The sequence below is a fragment of the Escherichia sp. E4742 genome, assembly GCF_005843885.1.
Lineage (GTDB): Bacteria > Pseudomonadota > Gammaproteobacteria > Enterobacterales > Enterobacteriaceae > Escherichia.
The window spans coordinates 1,606,464-1,622,740 of record NZ_CP040443.1; the positions used below are offsets into that span (position 1 = coordinate 1,606,464).

Below are 16,277 nucleotides of genomic sequence, written 5' to 3' on the forward strand. Positions count from 1 at the left end.
CAATAAAGTGAATATTTATATCTTCATTAAAATGAAGATAAGTGGCAACTAAGAAATGTGGAAACGGCGAGGCACTTCACATTTTTTCGGGTTGTTGCGAAAAGAGGATAAAAAAACCGGGTTTCCCCGGTTTCAGAGTGATGATAAAAGCAAAATTGCCTGATGTGCTACGCTTATCAGGCCTACATTTCCTTGCAATATGTGCATTACTTTGTAGGCCGGATAAGGCGTTCACGCCGCATCCGGCATGAACAAAGCGCAATTTGCCAGCAATAGTGAATTACGGCTTCGCCACAAAACCAATCGCTTCATACACCGCTTTCAGCGTACGGGAAGCGTGCGCGCTGGCTTTTTCTGCGCCGTCTTTCATCACCTGTTGCAGGAAGGCTTCGTCATTACGGAAACGGTGATAGCGTTCCTGCAATTCAGTCAGCATACCGGAAACGGCATCAGCCACTTCGCCTTTCAGATGACCATACATCTTGCCTTCGAACTGTTTTTCCAGTTCCGGGATGCTTTGACCCGTTACCGCAGAAAGGATATCCAGCAGGTTGGAAACGCCCGCTTTGTTCTGCACATCGTAGCGAACTACCGGCGGTTCGTCGGAGTCAGTGACCGCGCGTTTGATTTTCTTCACTACCGATTTCGGATCTTCCAGCAGACCGATAACGTTATTGCGGTTATCGTCAGACTTGGACATCTTCTTGGTCGGCTCCAGCAGCGACATTACGCGCGCGCCAGATTTCGGAATAAACGGCTCCGGTACTTTAAAAATATCGCCATACAGCGCGTTGAAACGCTGGGCGATATCGCGGCTCAGTTCCAGATGCTGTTTCTGGTCTTCACCCACCGGCACCAGATTGGTTTGATACAGCAGGATGTCCGCTGCCATCAGCACCGGATAATCAAACAGACCAGCGTTGATGTTCTCGGCATAACGCGCAGATTTATCTTTAAACTGCGTCATGCGGCTCAGTTCGCCGAAGTAGGTATAGCAGTTCAGTGCCCAGCCTAACTGCGCATGTTCCGGCACGTGGGACTGAACAAAAATAGTGCTTTTCTCAGGATCGATACCGCAAGCCAGGTACAACGCCAGCGTATCCAGCGTCGCTTTACGCAGCTTCTGCGCATCCTGGCGCACGGTGATGGCGTGTTGGTCAACGATACAGTAAATGCAATGGTAATCATCCTGCATGTTTACCCACTGACGCAGCGCACCCATGTAGTTACCAATGGTCAATTCACCTGAGGGCTGTGCGCCACTAAAAACGATGGGCTTAGTCATTTTTCGATTCCTGATTTTCGCTTTGCGGAAGCCCTAATGCGGGCAGAAGGTCATTTATAGAGTGATAAATTACATCAGGCTGGCTGAGATCGATAGCCTCGCCGTAGTTATATCCGTAGGTTAAGCCAACTGATGGGCAACCTGCCGCTTTTGCCGCCTGAATATCATTGCGTGAGTCGCCAACAAACAGCATCTGTTGTGGGGCAATTCCCATCCGCTCAGCCACCAGTAACAGCGGGTCCGGATGCGGTTTTTTGTTTTGCACATCATCGCCGCCGATAACCACGCTGAAGTATTTGGCGATGTCTAAGGCTTCGAGCAGCGGCGCGACGAACGGCGTCGGTTTGTTGGTGACCAGGCCTAACGGCAGACCTTTAGCCTGCAACGCGCCCAGAGTATCAGCAACGTGCGGGAACAAAAACGTCCCCTCTTCGGCAACTTCGCCATAGTAGCGATCGAACAGTTTACGCAGAATACGTACCTGTTCTTCTGCCGGAATGTCGTCATCAACGGGCGGTTTACCCATTGTTTTACGCAGAGTCGCACGTTCCTGACGCGCCCAGGTCAATGCGCGCTCCATCAGAACATCTGCGCCGTTACCAATCCAGGTAATAACGCGTTCTTCACCTGCAACAGGCAACTCCAGCGCATACAGCGCCATATCTACCGCAGCAGCAAGACCAGGAGCACTGTCCACCAGCGTACCGTCGAGATCAAAAGCGACGCCGCGAATATCTTCAAACTTATTCATGACTTACCTTTGCCAGTTCACTGCGCATTTCATCAATGACTTTTTTGTAGTCTGGCTGGTCGAAGATTGCCGAACCGGCGACGAACATATCCGCTCCCGCCGCAGCGATTTCGCCAATGTTGTTCACCTTCACGCCACCGTCCACTTCCAGACGGATATCAAAGCCCGACTCATCGATGCGGCGGCGCACTTCGCGCAGTTTATCTAATGTTTGCGGAATGAAAGACTGACCGCCGAAACCAGGGTTGACGGACATCAGCAGGATCACATCCAGCTTATCCATCACGTAATCCAGATAGCTCAGAGGTGTCGCCGGGTTAAATACCAGACCCGCTTTACAGCCATTTTCTTTAATCAGTTGCAGCGTGCGGTCAACATGCTCGGAGGCTTCTGGATGAAAGGTAATGATGCTGGCGCCAGCAGCAGCGAAATCCGGCACAATGCGATCGACGGGTTTCACCATCAGATGCACATCGATAGGGGCGGTAATGCCGTAGTTACGCAAGGATTTCAGCACCATTGGCCCAATTGTCAGGTTGGGAACATAGTGGTTATCCATGACGTCAAAATGCACGACATCAGCGCCAGCTGCCAGGGCCTTTGCGGTATCTTCACCCAGGCGGGCAAAATCAGCCGACAGAATTGAGGGGGCAATCAAATACTGTTTCATCCGCTTCTCCTTGAGAATTATTTTTTCGCGGGTGAAACGACTCCTGGTTTGTACAAAGCCAGCAGTTCGTCCACCTTTTTACGTGTGCCGCCGTTGCTGCTTATACTGCGTCGAACTTTGACGACATGCAATTTTGCGCGCTGATACCACTCACGCGTTAACATCGTATCGTGATTGGAGATCAGCACAGGAATATGGCGATCAACCAGACCTTCTGCGATCTCCGCCAGATGGGCTTGTTGTTCAAGCGTAAAACTGTTTGTGTGATACGCCGTGAAGTTAGCGGTCGCAGAAAGCGGCGCATAAGGCGGATCGCAATAGACGACGGATGCATCATCTGCGCGCGCCATGCTATCGGCGTAAGACTCACAATAGAAAAAGGCATTCTGCGCTTTTTCGGCAAAATGATACAACTCAGCTTCCGGGAAATAGGGCTTTTTATAACGGCCAAACGGCACATTAAATTCACCACGCAGATTGTAACGGCACAAACCGTTGTAACCGTAGCGGTTCAAATATAAAAACAGTACTGCCCGACGCAAGGGATCCTGGCTTTTGTTGAACTCTTCGCGGAACTGATAGTAGACCTCGGCGCAATTTGTTTCGGGAACAAACAGCTCGCGGGCAGCCTGCACATACTCTTCGGTACGCGTCTTTACAATGTTGTAGAGACTAATCAGATCGCTGTTGATATCAGCAAGGATATAACGAGAAAAGTCGGTGTTAAGAAACACCGACCCGGCACCCACAAAAGGTTCAACCAGACATTCGCCCTTAGGCAAATGCCGTTTAATATCATCAAGCAAGGGATATTTGCCCCCTGCCCACTTCAAAAAAGCGCGATTTTTCTTCATGCTGACTAACTAATTACACCTTCTCCGGCTGTGGAGAAAGCTCCGACAGCATCCAGCGCTTCAGGCAGTTCCCGCAACGGTTATCCATTGCGGGAAATAGCCTTGATTACTTCAGATCGGCCTGTACCTGACGCAGCGGTTTCGCCCAAGGATTTTTGGCCTGGACATCGGCTGGCAATGTAGATACCGCTTTTTTCGCTTCTTCTTTCGAAGCGTACACGCCAGAAACCAGGACATACCACGGCTGACCATTACGCGTCGTTTCATAGACAACGTAGTTTTTCAGGTTCTCTTTCTTCGCCCAACCGTTCAGGTTGTCGTAGTTAGAGGAACTGCTCAACTGCAGAGTGTAATGGCTTGACGGTGCCGATTTCAACGAACCAACATTACCCGCGCTCTTCGCCCCAGCAGCTGGTGTTGTCGTGGTTTGCGCCGGAGATGCCGTTTGTGCCGGCTCCGTGCTGGCAGTCGCATTCGGCGCTGGCGTTGCCGCTGGCGTAGAAGTCGCAGCCGGTGCCTTCGAGCTCGCCACTGGCGCTGCTGGTTCGGTACGCTTCGGTTGCTGTGCTACCGGCTTCGGTTCGGTTTTCACAGTTGCTTGCGGTTTTTTCGGTTCAATCACTGCCTGCTGACGCGGCGGACGCGTGGTGGTCGGACGTTCAGCGGTTTGCGTTTTTGCCGTGTCGCGCGATGCATTGCCATTGCGTACTGGCGCAACCGTTGCGGGTTCGGTCGGCAATGTCGAATTTACCGCCACATTGTTCAGCTGTTGCTGATTTTGCGGCTGGGTCAGGGCATTGTTCAGATCACCCTGTACTTCAACACGCTGTTGACCATCCGTTGCCGCCGGGGTTTGCCCCTGAGTCGGCGTAGAAGAAATCGGCGGCAGAGAAACATCCTGCTGAGTATTTTCCGCAGACGTGGTTCCCGGTGCTGGCTGCACGCCATTCGCCTGATCGGTCGCATTGCCAGCAAGATCAATACTCTTCTCGCCAGACGCTGTTTGATCGCTGGAAGAGGTCGAGGGGGCTTTTAACGCAGAACCGATACCGATGATCAACAGCAACAGAACCAGAATACCGACGCCCATCATCATATACTGACGAGAAGCAGGTTTGCTGGCTGCTTTTTTGCGCTTACGCGGACGACGCTCTACGCGCTCTTCATCCACAGCTTCATCTTCGGAATCATCAATTTCTTCTTCGATTTCCGGTTCCTCATTGCGCTCTTTTTGAGCACGAGTCGGACGGCGATCGTCAGTTTCATCAAGTTCAATATCATCAAAATTGATCTGCGGTTCGCCACGTTCAGTACGTTCAGAACGCTCAGAAGATTGACGAGAACGACCAGTACGACGATCGCTGGGATCGGGTTTCAGCTCGTCTTCTGGTTTGAATTCATCCATTTAACACCCCACTAAAAGGTTAATGCTTACCACGTTGCAATTAACCTGAAGCTAATAAACCGCCGGATAAGCGGCCTGACCTTTCTTGTTGTTACGCTAACTGACAATCAGCAATGGCGTTAAGAACGATATCGTGCGAAACACCGCCGCGAACTTCGCTCTTACCAATTGCCAGCGGAAGAATTAAGCGCATTTCTCCCGCAAGAACTTTCTTGTCACGCAGCATATGCGGTAAATATGCCTGCGCGGACATTTCGCGCGGCCCATTGACCGGTAACCCAGCCCGCGTGAGCAGGGTAATAATACGCTGCGTTTCGGCAGAACTGAACTGCCCGAGACGTTCCGATGTGCGCGCCGCCATTACCATACCCGCAGCAACCGCTTCACCGTGTAGCCAATTACCATAGCCCATTTCAGCTTCAATGGCATGACCAAAGGTATGTCCAAGATTGAGTAAAGCACGTAAGCCAGCTTCACGCTCGTCAGCGGCGACAACTTCTGCTTTCAGCTCACAGCAGCGGCGAATACAGTACGCCATTGCAGGGCCATCCAGACGAAGCAGCGCGTCGAGATTCTCTTCCAGCCAGTGGAAAAACTCGCCGTCAAGAATAATGCCGTATTTGATGACTTCCGCTAGCCCTGAAGCCAACTCACGCTGAGGAAGCGTTTTCAGACAATCGAGATCTACCACCACCGATGCAGGTTGGTAAAACGCGCCAATCATGTTTTTACCGAGGGGATGGTTTACCGCGGTTTTGCCGCCAACGGAGGAGTCAACCTGCGACAATAACGTCGTTGGGACTTGAATGAAGCGAACGCCGCGCTGATAGCTCGCCGCCGCGAAACCGGTAAGATCGCCCACCACGCCGCCGCCAAGTGCAACCAGTGTAGTATCGCGTCCATGCGGCTTTTGCAACAACGCTGTAAAGACGGTGTCGAGTACTGCCAGGCTTTTATACTGCTCGCCGTCAGGGAGGATAACGCTATCGACGTTAACACCCGCCTGTTCAAGTACGCCGCGGACCTTATCGAGATACAGAGGAGCCAGGGTTTCGTTGGTGACCAACATCACCTGCTCGCCCGATTTCAGCGGTAAGAATGAAGCTGGTTCGTTAAACAAACCAGATGCGATGGTAATTGGGTAACTACGTTCCCCGAGAGTGACGACTATCCTCTCCATAACGCGACATCCACCTTAATTACTGTACCCGCAGACGAGTGTATTTAAAGCCAGAATTAGTTGCTTTCCAGCATGTTAATAATCTGGTTTGCGACCACTTTAGCGCTTTGGTCATCAGTACGAATGGTCACGTCGGCAATCTCTTCATACAGCGGATTGCGTTCATTGGCCAACGCTTCCAGAACTTCACGTGGCGGTGTTTCAACGTGCAGCAACGGGCGTTTTTTATCACGCTGCGTGCGTGCAAGTTGCTTTTCGATGGTCGTTTCAAGATAAACGACAACGCCACGAGCGGAAAGACGGTTACGCGTTTCGCGGGATTTCACAGAGCCGCCGCCAGTAGCCAGCACAATACCCTGCTTCTCGGTCAATTCATTGATGACCTTTTCTTCGCGATCGCGGAAGCCTTCTTCGCCTTCTAAATCGAAAACCCAGCCCACATCAGCTCCGGTTCGTTTCTCAATCTCTTGATCGGAATCGTAAAATTCCATATTGAGTTGTTGAGCTAACTGGCGCCCAATAGTGCTTTTTCCGGCACCCATAGGCCCAACCAGAAAGATATTGCGTTTCTCTGCCATTTTTTCGGTACTACTAAGACTATTCGTTAATGATAAACCCGCTTCGCTCAGAGAGCGCAGCAGGACATGAACTGAAACCTCATAAGATATTGCGAGAGTCAGACTGAAAATTATCTCAATACTCCAGCAGGTTTGGCAACTGAATAAATCGCCCATCCCTCTGCATATCTGGTCGCTGCAGGCATACTGCCTTGCTATCACCGCTTTGGCGATAAATCACCGGGTAAGATTAGCGTAAAAAAGACAGCAAAATGCCGCCTGAATGATAAATCATCATCATAAAACGCAGGCAGCTAAGAGCACCAACTCTCAAATCGGTACTCCTTGTATGCTAAATACCTGCGCGCGTCAAATAGATGAAACACGTTCAACGTAAAAACATCACCGCTTTTGCGGCGGTTTACTCACTGGAAACCAGTCGTGGCGTGATAAACACCACTAACTCACGTCGTTCATCTTCTTTTCCGTCATGACGAAATAATTGCCCGAACCAGGGAATGTCACCCAACAGCGGTACGCTATCCTGACCCGATTTATTTTTACGGGTAAAAATGCCGCCTAGCGCCAACGTTTCTCCGCTTTTGACCTCGACTTGCGTTTCGATCTCCTGCTTATCAATTGCCAACACTTCGCCATCGGCTTGTTGAAGGACCTGCCCCGGAACGTTCTGGCTGATGTGTAACTTCAGCCGGATGCGACCTTTTTGTAACACCGTGGGCGTGACCTCCATTCCCAGTACCGCCTCTTTAAACTCCACCGATGTTGCACCACTTTCACCACTGGAAACCTGATACGGAATTTCGCTTCCCTGTTTAATGCTGGCAGGCTGGAGATGCGAAGCCAGTAAACGTGGACTAGCGATGATATCCAGTTGCTGTTTCTGTTCTAGTGCGGAAAGCTCCAGATCCAGCAAACGTCCGTTGATCCGCCCAATGTTAAAACCGATATGCGTCGTCGCCGTCGCCACCGCGAGATCGCTACCGAGCGTAGTCACTTGCCCAACGCCGCCAGCTTGTTGCGCATCGGCCAGCGTCCATTTCACGCCTAACTCGCGCAGACTTTTTTCATTAATGGTGACAATGTGTGCCGACAGTTCAACCTGGCCAACCGGCAAATCCATTTGCATGACCCACTGTTCCAGTGCAGTTAACGCCGCCTGGTTATCGCGCAGCAAAAGGCGATTGGTGCGTTTATCAACGGTCATGCTGCCTTTGGCGCTAAGTAGCTTCTCCCCCACTTTCGCCAACTCTCCGGCATCGGCGTATTGCAGGGTAATGCTGCGATTTTCCAGCGGCAGGTTTGCCTGCGCCCGAGCCTTCTCTGCCTCCTGGCGGGCGATATTTTCATTTTGCCAGGCAACGGAATGCACTGAAAGAATATTGCCTTCCTGACGCGTTATCAGCCCGGCGCTTTTCACTACGGTTTGTAGCGCCTGCTTCCAGGGAACATCCGTTAAATGTAGCGATACCGTACCGCTGACGTCTGGCGACACCACCAGGTTTAGCTTCTCCTGTTCGGCCAGCGCCTGCAAAACCTGAGCCACCGGAACGTCATCCACCATCAGCGTGACTTTTTGCGGCTTTGCCGCCTGCACGATGGGCATCATCATCAACAGTAGTGCGGCTATCCATTGCTTCATTTGTATCTCCTTGCCGTTGCCACAACCACTGTGGCGGTTCGCAATTTGTCCCGGTTCCCAGCGTTAGTGTGTCTGGCGTCAGCTGTAAAATTGTCCAGCCGTTTTCCAGCACATCGTTTTGCTGCACCCGTCGCCATTTCTTTTGCCCATCTTTTATTACGCCGATAACGCGCTCGCCTCTTCCTACCATTCCCTGATAGCGCCACTGGGTAAGTTCGCTAATCCGGCATAAATCTTCCGGTGGTTTAAACGGGTCGCGCATGCCGGTTAATAGCCATAATGCAACACCAGCCAGCAGCCAACGTTTAGCCATCATTCGCCCCCTCCAGTTGGAGCGTGAACAAGAGTTCATTACCTTCCACGCTTAACGAAAAACGGCTTACGCTGACATTGCGCTCTGCCAGTCGTGTAAATGCCGACGGCACCGCTTCCCAGAGCGTTTTCAACGCCAACTCGCCTCCCAGGGCTGACGGATGCCAGTAAACCAGTTGCGCGCCAGGCAACTGAAAATCCAGCGGCGAAAAGGGCAACGTCTTTTCTTCGCGGATGGGCGTGGTGTCTACCAGGCGATGCAGTGCAGCCCACTGCTGGTGATTACTTGCCCGCAATCGAATTAATGCGTCGCTCTCTTCCTGATGGGCCAATGAAAGAACGATGATTGTGAATAACACCAGCAACCAGACTGCCCAGCCAAACTGACGGGTACGAGGCGATGTGGCAAACCACCAGTCAAAGAGCGAGTTCATCGCTAACCTTCCTTGTTAACTGATACTCAAATTGCCAGCGCCCTTGTGCATCCTGCTGCGTGGCCCCTCGCTGGTTGAGCTGAAAAGAAGCATCCTGACGTAGTGACTTCTCCAACACATTTAGTGCGGTGATGTTCGACGTAAGTCCTTTGACTTCCAGCGTTCCCTGCTGCCAGCTCAGCGTGGTCAGCCAGGCTTTTTCTGGTAAAAGCGTCGCCAGCGCTTCCAGCGCTGGTTGCCAGTCGCGGGTAAATTGTCGCTGACGCTGACGTCGCAAATGCTGTTCGCGTAACTGTTGGCGTTCCAACAAACGTGGCTTAGTGACCTGTAAGCTACGGGCGAGTTGTTGTTCTCCCTCGAGCAAAACGGCGTCTACGCGTGCTTCGGCGTTATATGCCAGACGCTGCATTAGGGTTATCCCTACGGTCAGCAGCAGAGGGGCAACAAACATCTGCAACCAGAAGCGAAAAAAGGCCGCACGGCGTTGCTGTCGCCAGGGCAAAAAATTGATTGGTGGGTTCATTAGCGACTCTCCCCAAGCGCCAGCCCCAGCGCAATGGCGAAGTCTCCACCTGGTGGCGGCAGCGGCGGCTGACGAACAGAAACCGCCTCCCAGGGGTCAAATCCGCCTTCTCCGCATATTGCGATACTGTCGGGGTCCACAGATAACATCGCTGCAAGGTCATTCGCGCTTGTCATCCCCACCACCAGCTTGCGCCCCCAGCTATAACGCGTCGCCCACAACCACTGTTCGTGGTCACACCAGGCCAGACATTGCTTGTGAGGGGGTAAAAAAGGCAGAAATCGTTGTAAAGCGCAGGCATCCGGGGTAATCGCGCTAACGTGAACACGCAATCTTTCTGCCAGGGTAAGTAACGTTGCCAACTCTTTGCTTTGCGCGGCGGTCACGTTATAGGCCGGGCTTAGTGAATCTTCGCTATAATCGAAGCGCAGAGAGTCCGGTTCCATATCCAGCTCGCGTGCCATTGTGCCTGCCAGCCATGCCGTTTGCTCTCGCTCACCGAGAGACATAGCCGGGCGTGGAAATGCCCTCTGTAACGTTCGACCAGCAGGAAATGCCAGCATAATGTGATGTCGATGCGGCAGTTCACGACTCCACGGTAACAACGTTTTTGCCAGCCGCTCTGTATCGAGAATGCGTCCATCTTTGATAATGTCTGTCGCCAGCGGCAAACGCCACCAACGTTGCAAAAAGCATTCTTTAGCGCCACGCACGATAGCAACCGCCACCGCTTCTTGCTGTTGTAAATGCAAACCAATTTGCCAGATCTTAAATGCCATTGTGATGATCTCCTTATCACCCGCCACTCTGGCGGGTATATCAATGCGTCTGGCTTGCCTTTATACTACCGCGCGTTTGTTTATAAACTGCCCAAGTGAAACTAAATGGGAAATTTCCAGTGAAGTTCGTAAAGTATTTATTGATCCTTGCAGTCTGTTGCATTCTGCTGGGAGCAGGCTCGATTTATGGCCTCTACCGCTACATCGAGCCACAACTGCCGGATGTGGCGACATTAAAAGATGTTCGCCTGCAAATTCCGATGCAGATTTACAGCGCCGATGGCGAGCTAATTGCGCAATATGGTGAAAAGCGTCGTATTCCGGTTACGTTGGATCAAATTCCGCCGGAAATGGTGAAAGCCTTTATCGCGACGGAGGACAGCCGCTTTTATGAGCATCACGGCGTTGACCCGGTGGGGATCTTCCGTGCGGCAAGTGTGGCGTTGTTCTCTGGTCACGCATCACAAGGGGCGAGTACCATTACCCAGCAACTGGCGAGAAACTTCTTCCTCAGTCCGGAACGCACGATGATGCGTAAGATTAAGGAAGTCTTCCTCGCGATTCGTATTGAACAGTTGCTGACTAAAGACGAGATCCTCGAGCTTTATCTGAACAAGATTTACCTCGGTTACCGTGCCTATGGTGTCGGTGCTGCGGCACAAGTTTATTTCGGTAAAACGGTCGACCAACTGACGCTGAACGAAATGGCGGTGATTGCCGGGCTGCCAAAAGCTCCATCCACTTTCAACCCGCTCTACTCAATGGATCGCGCCGTCGCGCGGCGTAACGTTGTGCTGTCGCGTATGTTGAGCGAAGGGTATATCACCCAGCAGCAATACGATCAGACGCGTAGTGAGCCGATTAACGCCAATTATCACGCGCCGGAAATTGCGTTCTCGGCGCCGTATCTCACCGAAATGGTGCGTCAGGAGATGTATAGCCGTTATGGCGAAAGTGCCTATGAAGACGGTTATCGCATTTACACCACCATTACCCGCAAAGTTCAACAGGCCGCGCAGCAAGCGGTGCGTAACAACGTGCTGAACTACGACATGCGTCACGGTTATCGCGGCCCGGCTAATGTGCTGTGGAAAGTGGGTGAGACGGCGTGGGACACCAAAAAGATAACCAATACTCTGAAAGCGTTGCCGACTTACGGTCCGCTGCTGCCTGCCGCAGTTACCAGCACCAATCCGCAGGAAGCGACAGCGATGCTGGCTGACGGAACGTCCGTAACGTTGCGTATGGAAGGCGTTCGCTGGGCGCGTCCTTACCGTTCAGACACTCAACAGGGACCGACGCCGCGTAAAGTGACTGATGTGGTGCAAACGGGTCAGCAAATCTGGGTTCGCCAGGTTGGCGATGCCTGGTGGCTGGCGCAGGTGCCAGAGGTGAACTCGGCGCTTGTGTCGATCAATCCGCAAAACGGTGCCGTCATGGCGCTGGTTGGTGGCTTTGACTTCAACCAGAGCAAGTTTAACCGCGCAACTCAGGCGCTGCGTCAGGTGGGTTCGAATATCAAACCGTTCCTCTATACCGCCGCAATGGATAAAGGTCTGACGCTGGCAAGTATGCTGAACGATGTGCCGATTTCCCGCTGGGACGCCGGTGCTGGTTCTGACTGGGAGCCGAAAAACTCACCGCCGCAATATGCCGGTCCAATCCGTTTACGTCAGGGACTGGGTCAGTCGAAGAACGTAGTGATGGTGCGTGCAATGCGGGCTATGGGCGTCGACTACGCTGCAGAGTATCTGCAACGATTCGGATTCCCGGCGCAAAACATTGTTCATACCGAATCGCTGGCGCTGGGTTCCGCGTCCTTCACGCCGCTGCAGGTGGCGCGCGGCTACGCAGTAATGGCGAACGGTGGCTTCCTGGTGGATCCGTGGTTTATCAGCAAAATTGAAAACGACCAGGGCGGCGTGATTTTCGAAGCGAAACCGAAAGTAGCTTGCCCGGAATGCGATATCCCGGTGATTTACGGCGATACGCAAAAATCGAACGTGCTGGAAAACAGCGACGTTGAAGACGTGGCTATCTCCCGCGAGCAGCAAAATGTTTCGGTGCCGATGCCGCAACTAGAGCAAGCTAATCAGACATTAGTCGCGAAGACCGGCGCGCAGGAGTATGCACCGCACGTTATCAGCACTCCGCTGGCATTCCTGATTAAGAGCGCACTGAACACCAATATCTTTGGTGAACCAGGCTGGCAAGGTACTGGCTGGCGCGCAGGTCGTGATTTGCAACGTCATGATATCGGCGGGAAAACTGGGACCACCAACAGCTCGAAGGATGCATGGTTCTCGGGTTACGGACCAGGCGTAGTAACCTCAGTATGGATTGGCTTTGACGATCACCGTCGTAATCTCGGTCATACCACGGCTTCCGGGGCAATTAAAGATCAGATCTCTGGTTATGAAGGTGGTGCTAAAAGCGCGCAGCCTGCATGGGACGCTTATATGAAAGCCGTTCTGGAAGGCGTACCGGAACAACCGCTGACGCCGCCGCCGGGTATTGTGACGGTGAATATCGATCGCAGCACTGGGCAACTGGCCAGCGGCGGCAACAGCCGCGCAGAGTACTTCATTGAAGGTACACAGCCTACACAGCAGGCGGTGCGCGAGGTGGGAACGACCATTATCGATAATGGTGAGGCACAGGAATTGTTCTGATTAAAAAGGCGCTTCGGCGCCTTTTTAGTTTGCTGGCAAAGTGCGCGTTGTTCATGCCGGATGTGGCATGCAACATCTTGAAAACTCAATATATTGCAGGAATCCCGTAGGCCTGATAAGCATGGCGCATCAGGCAAGCTCTACGTATTTACAACCGTCCCTGCCCCTTTAACCACTCGCGCACCAGGAACAACGCGCTGACATTGCGCGCTTCATTGAAGTCAGGATCTTCGAGCAAATCCATCATATGCGCCAGCGGCCAGCGAACCTGCGGTAGCGGCTCTGGCTCATCGCCTTCCAGCGATTCCGGGTAGAGATCTTGCGCCACCACAATATTCATTTTGCTGGAAAAGTAAGACGGCGCCATGCTGAGTTTCTTCAAAAAAGTCAGATCGTTCGCACCAAATCCCACTTCTTCTTTTAGCTCGCGGTTAGCTGCTTCGTAGACGCTTTCACCGGGATCAATCAGCCCTTTCGAAAACCCTAACTCGTAGGATTCAGTTCCCACCGCGTACTCACGAATCAGGATCAGATGGTCGTCCACAATAGGCACAATCATCACCGCTTCCCTGTTGGTTGGACGCATTCGTTCATAAACACGCCGCACGCCATTGCTGAACTCCAGATCCACGCTTTCGACGGTAAACAGTCGGGAACGGGCTACAGTTTCAACATTCAGAATGGTGGGTTTTTGTAATGATTTTCTCATTGTGGAATCTTTGCAGTGAAATCAGTATTTATTGTGCGATATCGGACACCGTTTCGGCAATGTGAATTGCATGTTATTTACATTTATGCAACCTGATAAATAATCGTTCTCAAATCAAATTAAAAGTCAATAGGTTGAAATAACTCCAGGAATTTGCTGATATTCCGCCCTCAGAGGGTTTGCTATGATCAGCGGTTACTGGGATGCGCTTAATGATGCTCAAGTTCAACTCCACGCTTGCCGATAGCCAACCGCAGAATCCTATATTGTGTCCAGGGTGCGAATAATCACGCCTGACAAATTAAGTAAGATGGGGAAAGCATGAGCACCATTGTGATTTTTTTAGCTGCTTTGCTGGCCTGCTCACTACTTGCGGGATGGCTGATAAAAACCCGCACCAGGCGGCGACAATTGCCCTGGGCTAACGCCTTCGCTGATGCGCAAACGCGCAAACTTACTCCGGAAGAACGTAGCGCTGTTGAAAATTATCTCGAGAGCCTGACACAGATTTTGCAGGTTCCCGGCCCGACGGGTGCCAGCACGGCGCCTGTCTCTCTGACGCTGAACGCCGAAAGCAATAATGTGATGATGCTGACGCACGCTATCACACGTTATGGCATCTCTACCGACGATCCCAATAAATGGCGCTACTACCTTGACTCGGTAGAAGTCCACCTGCCGCCTTTCTGGGAGCAGTACATCAACGACGAAAACACCGTTGAACTGATTTATACCGACTCACTCCCATTAGTCATTTCACTCAACGGCCATACGCTGCAAGAGTATATGCAGGAGACTCGCGGTTACACGTTACAACCTATACCATCAACGCAGGCATCGATTCGCGGTGAAGAGAGCGAACAAATTGAGTTGCTCAACATTCGCCAGGAAACGCACGAAGAGTATGCACTTAGCCGCCCACGAGGATTGCGGGAAGCGCTGCTGATTGTCGCCTCATTCCTGATGTTCTATTTCTGCCTGGTGACCCCAGATGTATTTGTCCCGTGGTTGGTTGGCGGCGCGCTACTGCTGCTGGGCGCGGGCCTGTGGGGATTATATGCGCCACCTGCCAAATCTTCCCTAAGGGAGATTCACTGCCTGCGCGGGACACCGCGTCGCTGGGGGCTGTTTGGTGAAAACTCTCAGGAACAGATTAACAATATTTCGCTTGGTATTATCGATCTGGTCTACCCCGCGCACTGGCAACCTTACATTGCCCAGGATCTCGGACAACAAACCGATATCGATATCTACCTCGACCGTCACGTCGTGCGCCAGGGGCGCTATCTTTCGCTGCATGACGAAGTAAAAAACTTCCCGTTGCAGCACTGGCTACGCAGCACGCTTATCGCAGCCGGTTCGCTGATAGTCTTGTTTATGCTGCTGTTCTGGATCCCACTGGATATGCCGCTGAAATTCACTCTCTCGTGGATGAAAGGCGCGCAGACTATTGAGGCCACCAGTGTTAAACAACTTGCGGACGCTGGCGTACGCGTAGGCGATACCTTACGTCTAAGTGGTACAGGCATGTGTAATATCCGCACTTCCGGCACCTGGAGCGCGAAAACCAATTCACCGTTTTTGCCGTTTGACTGCTCGCAAATCATCTGGAATGACGCCCGTTCATTGCCATTACCGGAATCGGAACTGGTTAACAAAGCTACGGCGTTGACCGAAGCAGTAAACCGCCAGTTGCACCCGAAACCGGATGATGAATCTCGCGTCAGCGCCACATTGCGTTCAGCAATTCAGAAATCCGGCATGGTTTTGCTTGATGACTTTGGCGACATCGTACTGAAGACCGCAGATCTCTGTGCCGCCAAAGATGATTGTGTTCGGTTGAAAAATGCTCTGGTGAATCTCGGCAACAGTAAGGACTGGGACGCACTGGTGAAACGCGCCAACGCAGGAAAACTTGATGGTGTGAATGTATTACTCCGCCCGGTGAGCGCAGAATCGCTGGATAATCTGGTGGCGACTTCCACCGCACCGTTTATCACTCATGAAACGGCGCGAGCGGCACAATCACTGAATAGCCCAGCGCCTGGCGGCTTCCTGATTGTCAGCGACGAAGGCAGCGATTTTGTCGATCAACCGTGGCCAGCAGCCTCGCTTTATGACTACCCGGCGCAAGAACAATGGAACGCTTTCCAGAAGCTGGCGCAAATGTTGATGCATACACCGTTTAACGCCGAGGGGATCGTCACCAATATTTTCACCGATGCCAACGGCACGCAGCATATCAGCTTGCACCCTATTCCGGACCGTTCTGGCCTGTGGCGCTATCTCGGCACCACATTACTGCTACTGACGATGTTCGGCTGTGCCATCTATAATGGCGTGCAGGCCTGGCGTCGTTACCAGCGTCATCGCACCCGCATGATGGAGATTAAGGAATATTACGAAAGCTGCCTGAATCCGACGCTGCTCACGTCTTCAGAAAGCCTCATCGAATAACACGTTTGCGCGGCAGGTTATGCTACCCT

The 16,277-nt window shown here is 52.2% G+C and carries 15 protein-coding genes; 2 read left to right on the forward strand and 13 right to left on the reverse strand.

Translation table 11 applies throughout. The features are described from left to right. Window positions 1-280 precede the first annotated feature (280 nt). From trpS to hofM, 12 genes are all read right to left on the reverse strand, one after another. Window positions 281-1,285: a tryptophan--tRNA ligase gene (gene trpS, locus FEM44_RS07870; RefSeq protein ID WP_000165543.1), complete on the reverse strand. Its 1,005-nt coding sequence runs from the start codon at window positions 1,283-1,285 to the stop codon at window positions 281-283. Then, window positions 1,278-2,036, reverse strand: a complete 759-nt coding sequence (gph, locus tag FEM44_RS07875) for a phosphoglycolate phosphatase (RefSeq protein WP_135522512.1) — start codon at window positions 2,034-2,036, stop codon at window positions 1,278-1,280. Before gph ends, trpS begins: the two co-directional genes overlap by 8 nt. Continuing rightward, a complete protein-coding gene (gene rpe, locus FEM44_RS07880) occupies window positions 2,029-2,706 on the reverse strand; it encodes a ribulose-phosphate 3-epimerase (protein WP_000816280.1) in 678 nt (225 codons plus the stop codon). Before rpe ends, gph begins: the two co-directional genes overlap by 8 nt. 17 nt (window positions 2,707-2,723) lie before the next feature. After that, complete coding sequence (dam, locus tag FEM44_RS07885; protein ID WP_130217642.1) at window positions 2,724-3,560, reverse strand: adenine-specific DNA-methyltransferase; 837 nt, start codon at window positions 3,558-3,560, stop codon at window positions 2,724-2,726. Between the two features lie 106 nt (window positions 3,561-3,666). Continuing rightward, entirely contained in the window at window positions 3,667-4,965 is a 1,299-nt protein-coding gene (damX, locus tag FEM44_RS07890; RefSeq protein WP_135522511.1) for a cell division protein DamX, read from the reverse strand. A 91-nt stretch (window positions 4,966-5,056) separates the two neighbouring features. After that, a complete protein-coding gene (gene aroB, locus FEM44_RS07895; RefSeq protein WP_130208963.1) occupies window positions 5,057-6,145 on the reverse strand; it encodes a 3-dehydroquinate synthase in 1,089 nt (362 codons plus the stop codon). A gap of 56 nt (window positions 6,146-6,201) precedes the next feature. Next, window positions 6,202-6,723, reverse strand: coding sequence for a shikimate kinase AroK (gene aroK / locus FEM44_RS07900; protein WP_001507994.1), 522 nt, complete (start codon window positions 6,721-6,723; stop codon window positions 6,202-6,204). Window positions 6,724-7,123: 400 nt separating this feature from the next. Continuing rightward, the gene (hofQ, locus tag FEM44_RS07905) at window positions 7,124-8,362 is read right to left on the reverse strand and encodes a DNA uptake porin HofQ (protein ID WP_135522510.1); all 1,239 of its coding nucleotides are present in this window, start codon (window positions 8,360-8,362) and stop codon (window positions 7,124-7,126) included. Then, entirely contained in the window at window positions 8,274-8,678 is a 405-nt protein-coding gene (locus FEM44_RS07910; RefSeq protein ID WP_130221396.1) for a DUF2531 family protein, read from the reverse strand. The genes hofQ and FEM44_RS07910 overlap by 89 nt, the downstream gene beginning before the upstream one ends. Continuing rightward, window positions 8,668-9,108 (reverse strand): HofO family protein, encoded by a 441-nt coding sequence (locus tag FEM44_RS07915; protein WP_135522509.1) that lies wholly within the window; start codon window positions 9,106-9,108, stop codon window positions 8,668-8,670. The genes FEM44_RS07910 and FEM44_RS07915 overlap by 11 nt, the downstream gene beginning before the upstream one ends. Next, window positions 9,092-9,631: a PilN domain-containing protein gene (locus FEM44_RS07920; protein ID WP_135522508.1), complete on the reverse strand. Its 540-nt coding sequence runs from the start codon at window positions 9,629-9,631 to the stop codon at window positions 9,092-9,094. Before FEM44_RS07920 ends, FEM44_RS07915 begins: the two co-directional genes overlap by 17 nt. Then, on the reverse strand, window positions 9,631-10,410 hold the full coding sequence (hofM, locus tag FEM44_RS07925) for a DNA utilization protein HofM (protein ID WP_135522507.1): 780 nt from the start codon (window positions 10,408-10,410) through the stop codon (window positions 9,631-9,633). Before hofM ends, FEM44_RS07920 begins: the two co-directional genes overlap by 1 nt. A 119-nt stretch (window positions 10,411-10,529) precedes the next feature. Between hofM and mrcA the strand changes: the two genes are divergently transcribed. Next, window positions 10,530-13,082: a peptidoglycan glycosyltransferase/peptidoglycan DD-transpeptidase MrcA gene (mrcA, locus tag FEM44_RS07930; protein ID WP_135522506.1), complete on the forward strand. Its 2,553-nt coding sequence runs from the start codon at window positions 10,530-10,532 to the stop codon at window positions 13,080-13,082. 148 nt (window positions 13,083-13,230) lie between these two features. Here mrcA and nudE read toward each other — a convergent pair whose 3' ends face one another. Next, window positions 13,231-13,791 (reverse strand): ADP compounds hydrolase NudE, encoded by a 561-nt coding sequence (gene nudE / locus FEM44_RS07935; RefSeq protein WP_126511443.1) that lies wholly within the window; start codon window positions 13,789-13,791, stop codon window positions 13,231-13,233. Between the two features lie 321 nt (window positions 13,792-14,112). On the opposite strand from nudE, the gene igaA reads away from it, so the two are divergent. Continuing rightward, window positions 14,113-16,248, forward strand: a complete 2,136-nt coding sequence (gene igaA / locus FEM44_RS07940; RefSeq protein WP_138158957.1) for an intracellular growth attenuator protein IgaA — start codon at window positions 14,113-14,115, stop codon at window positions 16,246-16,248. Window positions 16,249-16,277: the final 29 nt, after the last annotated feature.

Bases quoted from the DNA above. Each gene is read 5' to 3' on its own strand.
- trpS (WP_000165543.1), bottom strand. From the start codon at position 1,285: ATGACTAAGCCCATCGTTTTTAGTGGCGCACAGCCCTCAGGTGAATTG.
- gph (WP_135522512.1), bottom strand. From the start codon at position 2,036: ATGAATAAGTTTGAAGATATTCGCGGCGTCGCTTTTGATCTCGACGGT.
- rpe (WP_000816280.1), bottom strand. From the start codon at position 2,706: ATGAAACAGTATTTGATTGCCCCCTCAATTCTGTCGGCTGATTTTGCC.
- dam (WP_130217642.1), bottom strand. From the start codon at position 3,560: ATGAAGAAAAATCGCGCTTTTTTGAAGTGGGCAGGGGGCAAATATCCC.
- damX (WP_135522511.1), bottom strand. From the start codon at position 4,965: ATGGATGAATTCAAACCAGAAGACGAGCTGAAACCCGATCCCAGCGAT.
- aroB (WP_130208963.1), bottom strand. From the start codon at position 6,145: ATGGAGAGGATAGTCGTCACTCTCGGGGAACGTAGTTACCCAATTACC.
- aroK (WP_001507994.1), bottom strand. From the start codon at position 6,723: ATGGCAGAGAAACGCAATATCTTTCTGGTTGGGCCTATGGGTGCCGGA.
- hofQ (WP_135522510.1), bottom strand. From the start codon at position 8,362: ATGAAGCAATGGATAGCCGCACTACTGTTGATGATGATGCCCATCGTG.
- FEM44_RS07910 (WP_130221396.1), bottom strand. From the start codon at position 8,678: ATGATGGCTAAACGTTGGCTGCTGGCTGGTGTTGCATTATGGCTATTA.
- FEM44_RS07915 (WP_135522509.1), bottom strand. From the start codon at position 9,108: ATGAACTCGCTCTTTGACTGGTGGTTTGCCACATCGCCTCGTACCCGT.
- FEM44_RS07920 (WP_135522508.1), bottom strand. From the start codon at position 9,631: ATGAACCCACCAATCAATTTTTTGCCCTGGCGACAGCAACGCCGTGCG.
- hofM (WP_135522507.1), bottom strand. From the start codon at position 10,410: ATGGCATTTAAGATCTGGCAAATTGGTTTGCATTTACAACAGCAAGAA.
- nudE (WP_126511443.1), bottom strand. From the start codon at position 13,791: ATGAGAAAATCATTACAAAAACCCACCATTCTGAATGTTGAAACTGTA.
- igaA (WP_138158957.1), top strand. From the start codon at position 14,113: ATGAGCACCATTGTGATTTTTTTAGCTGCTTTGCTGGCCTGCTCACTA.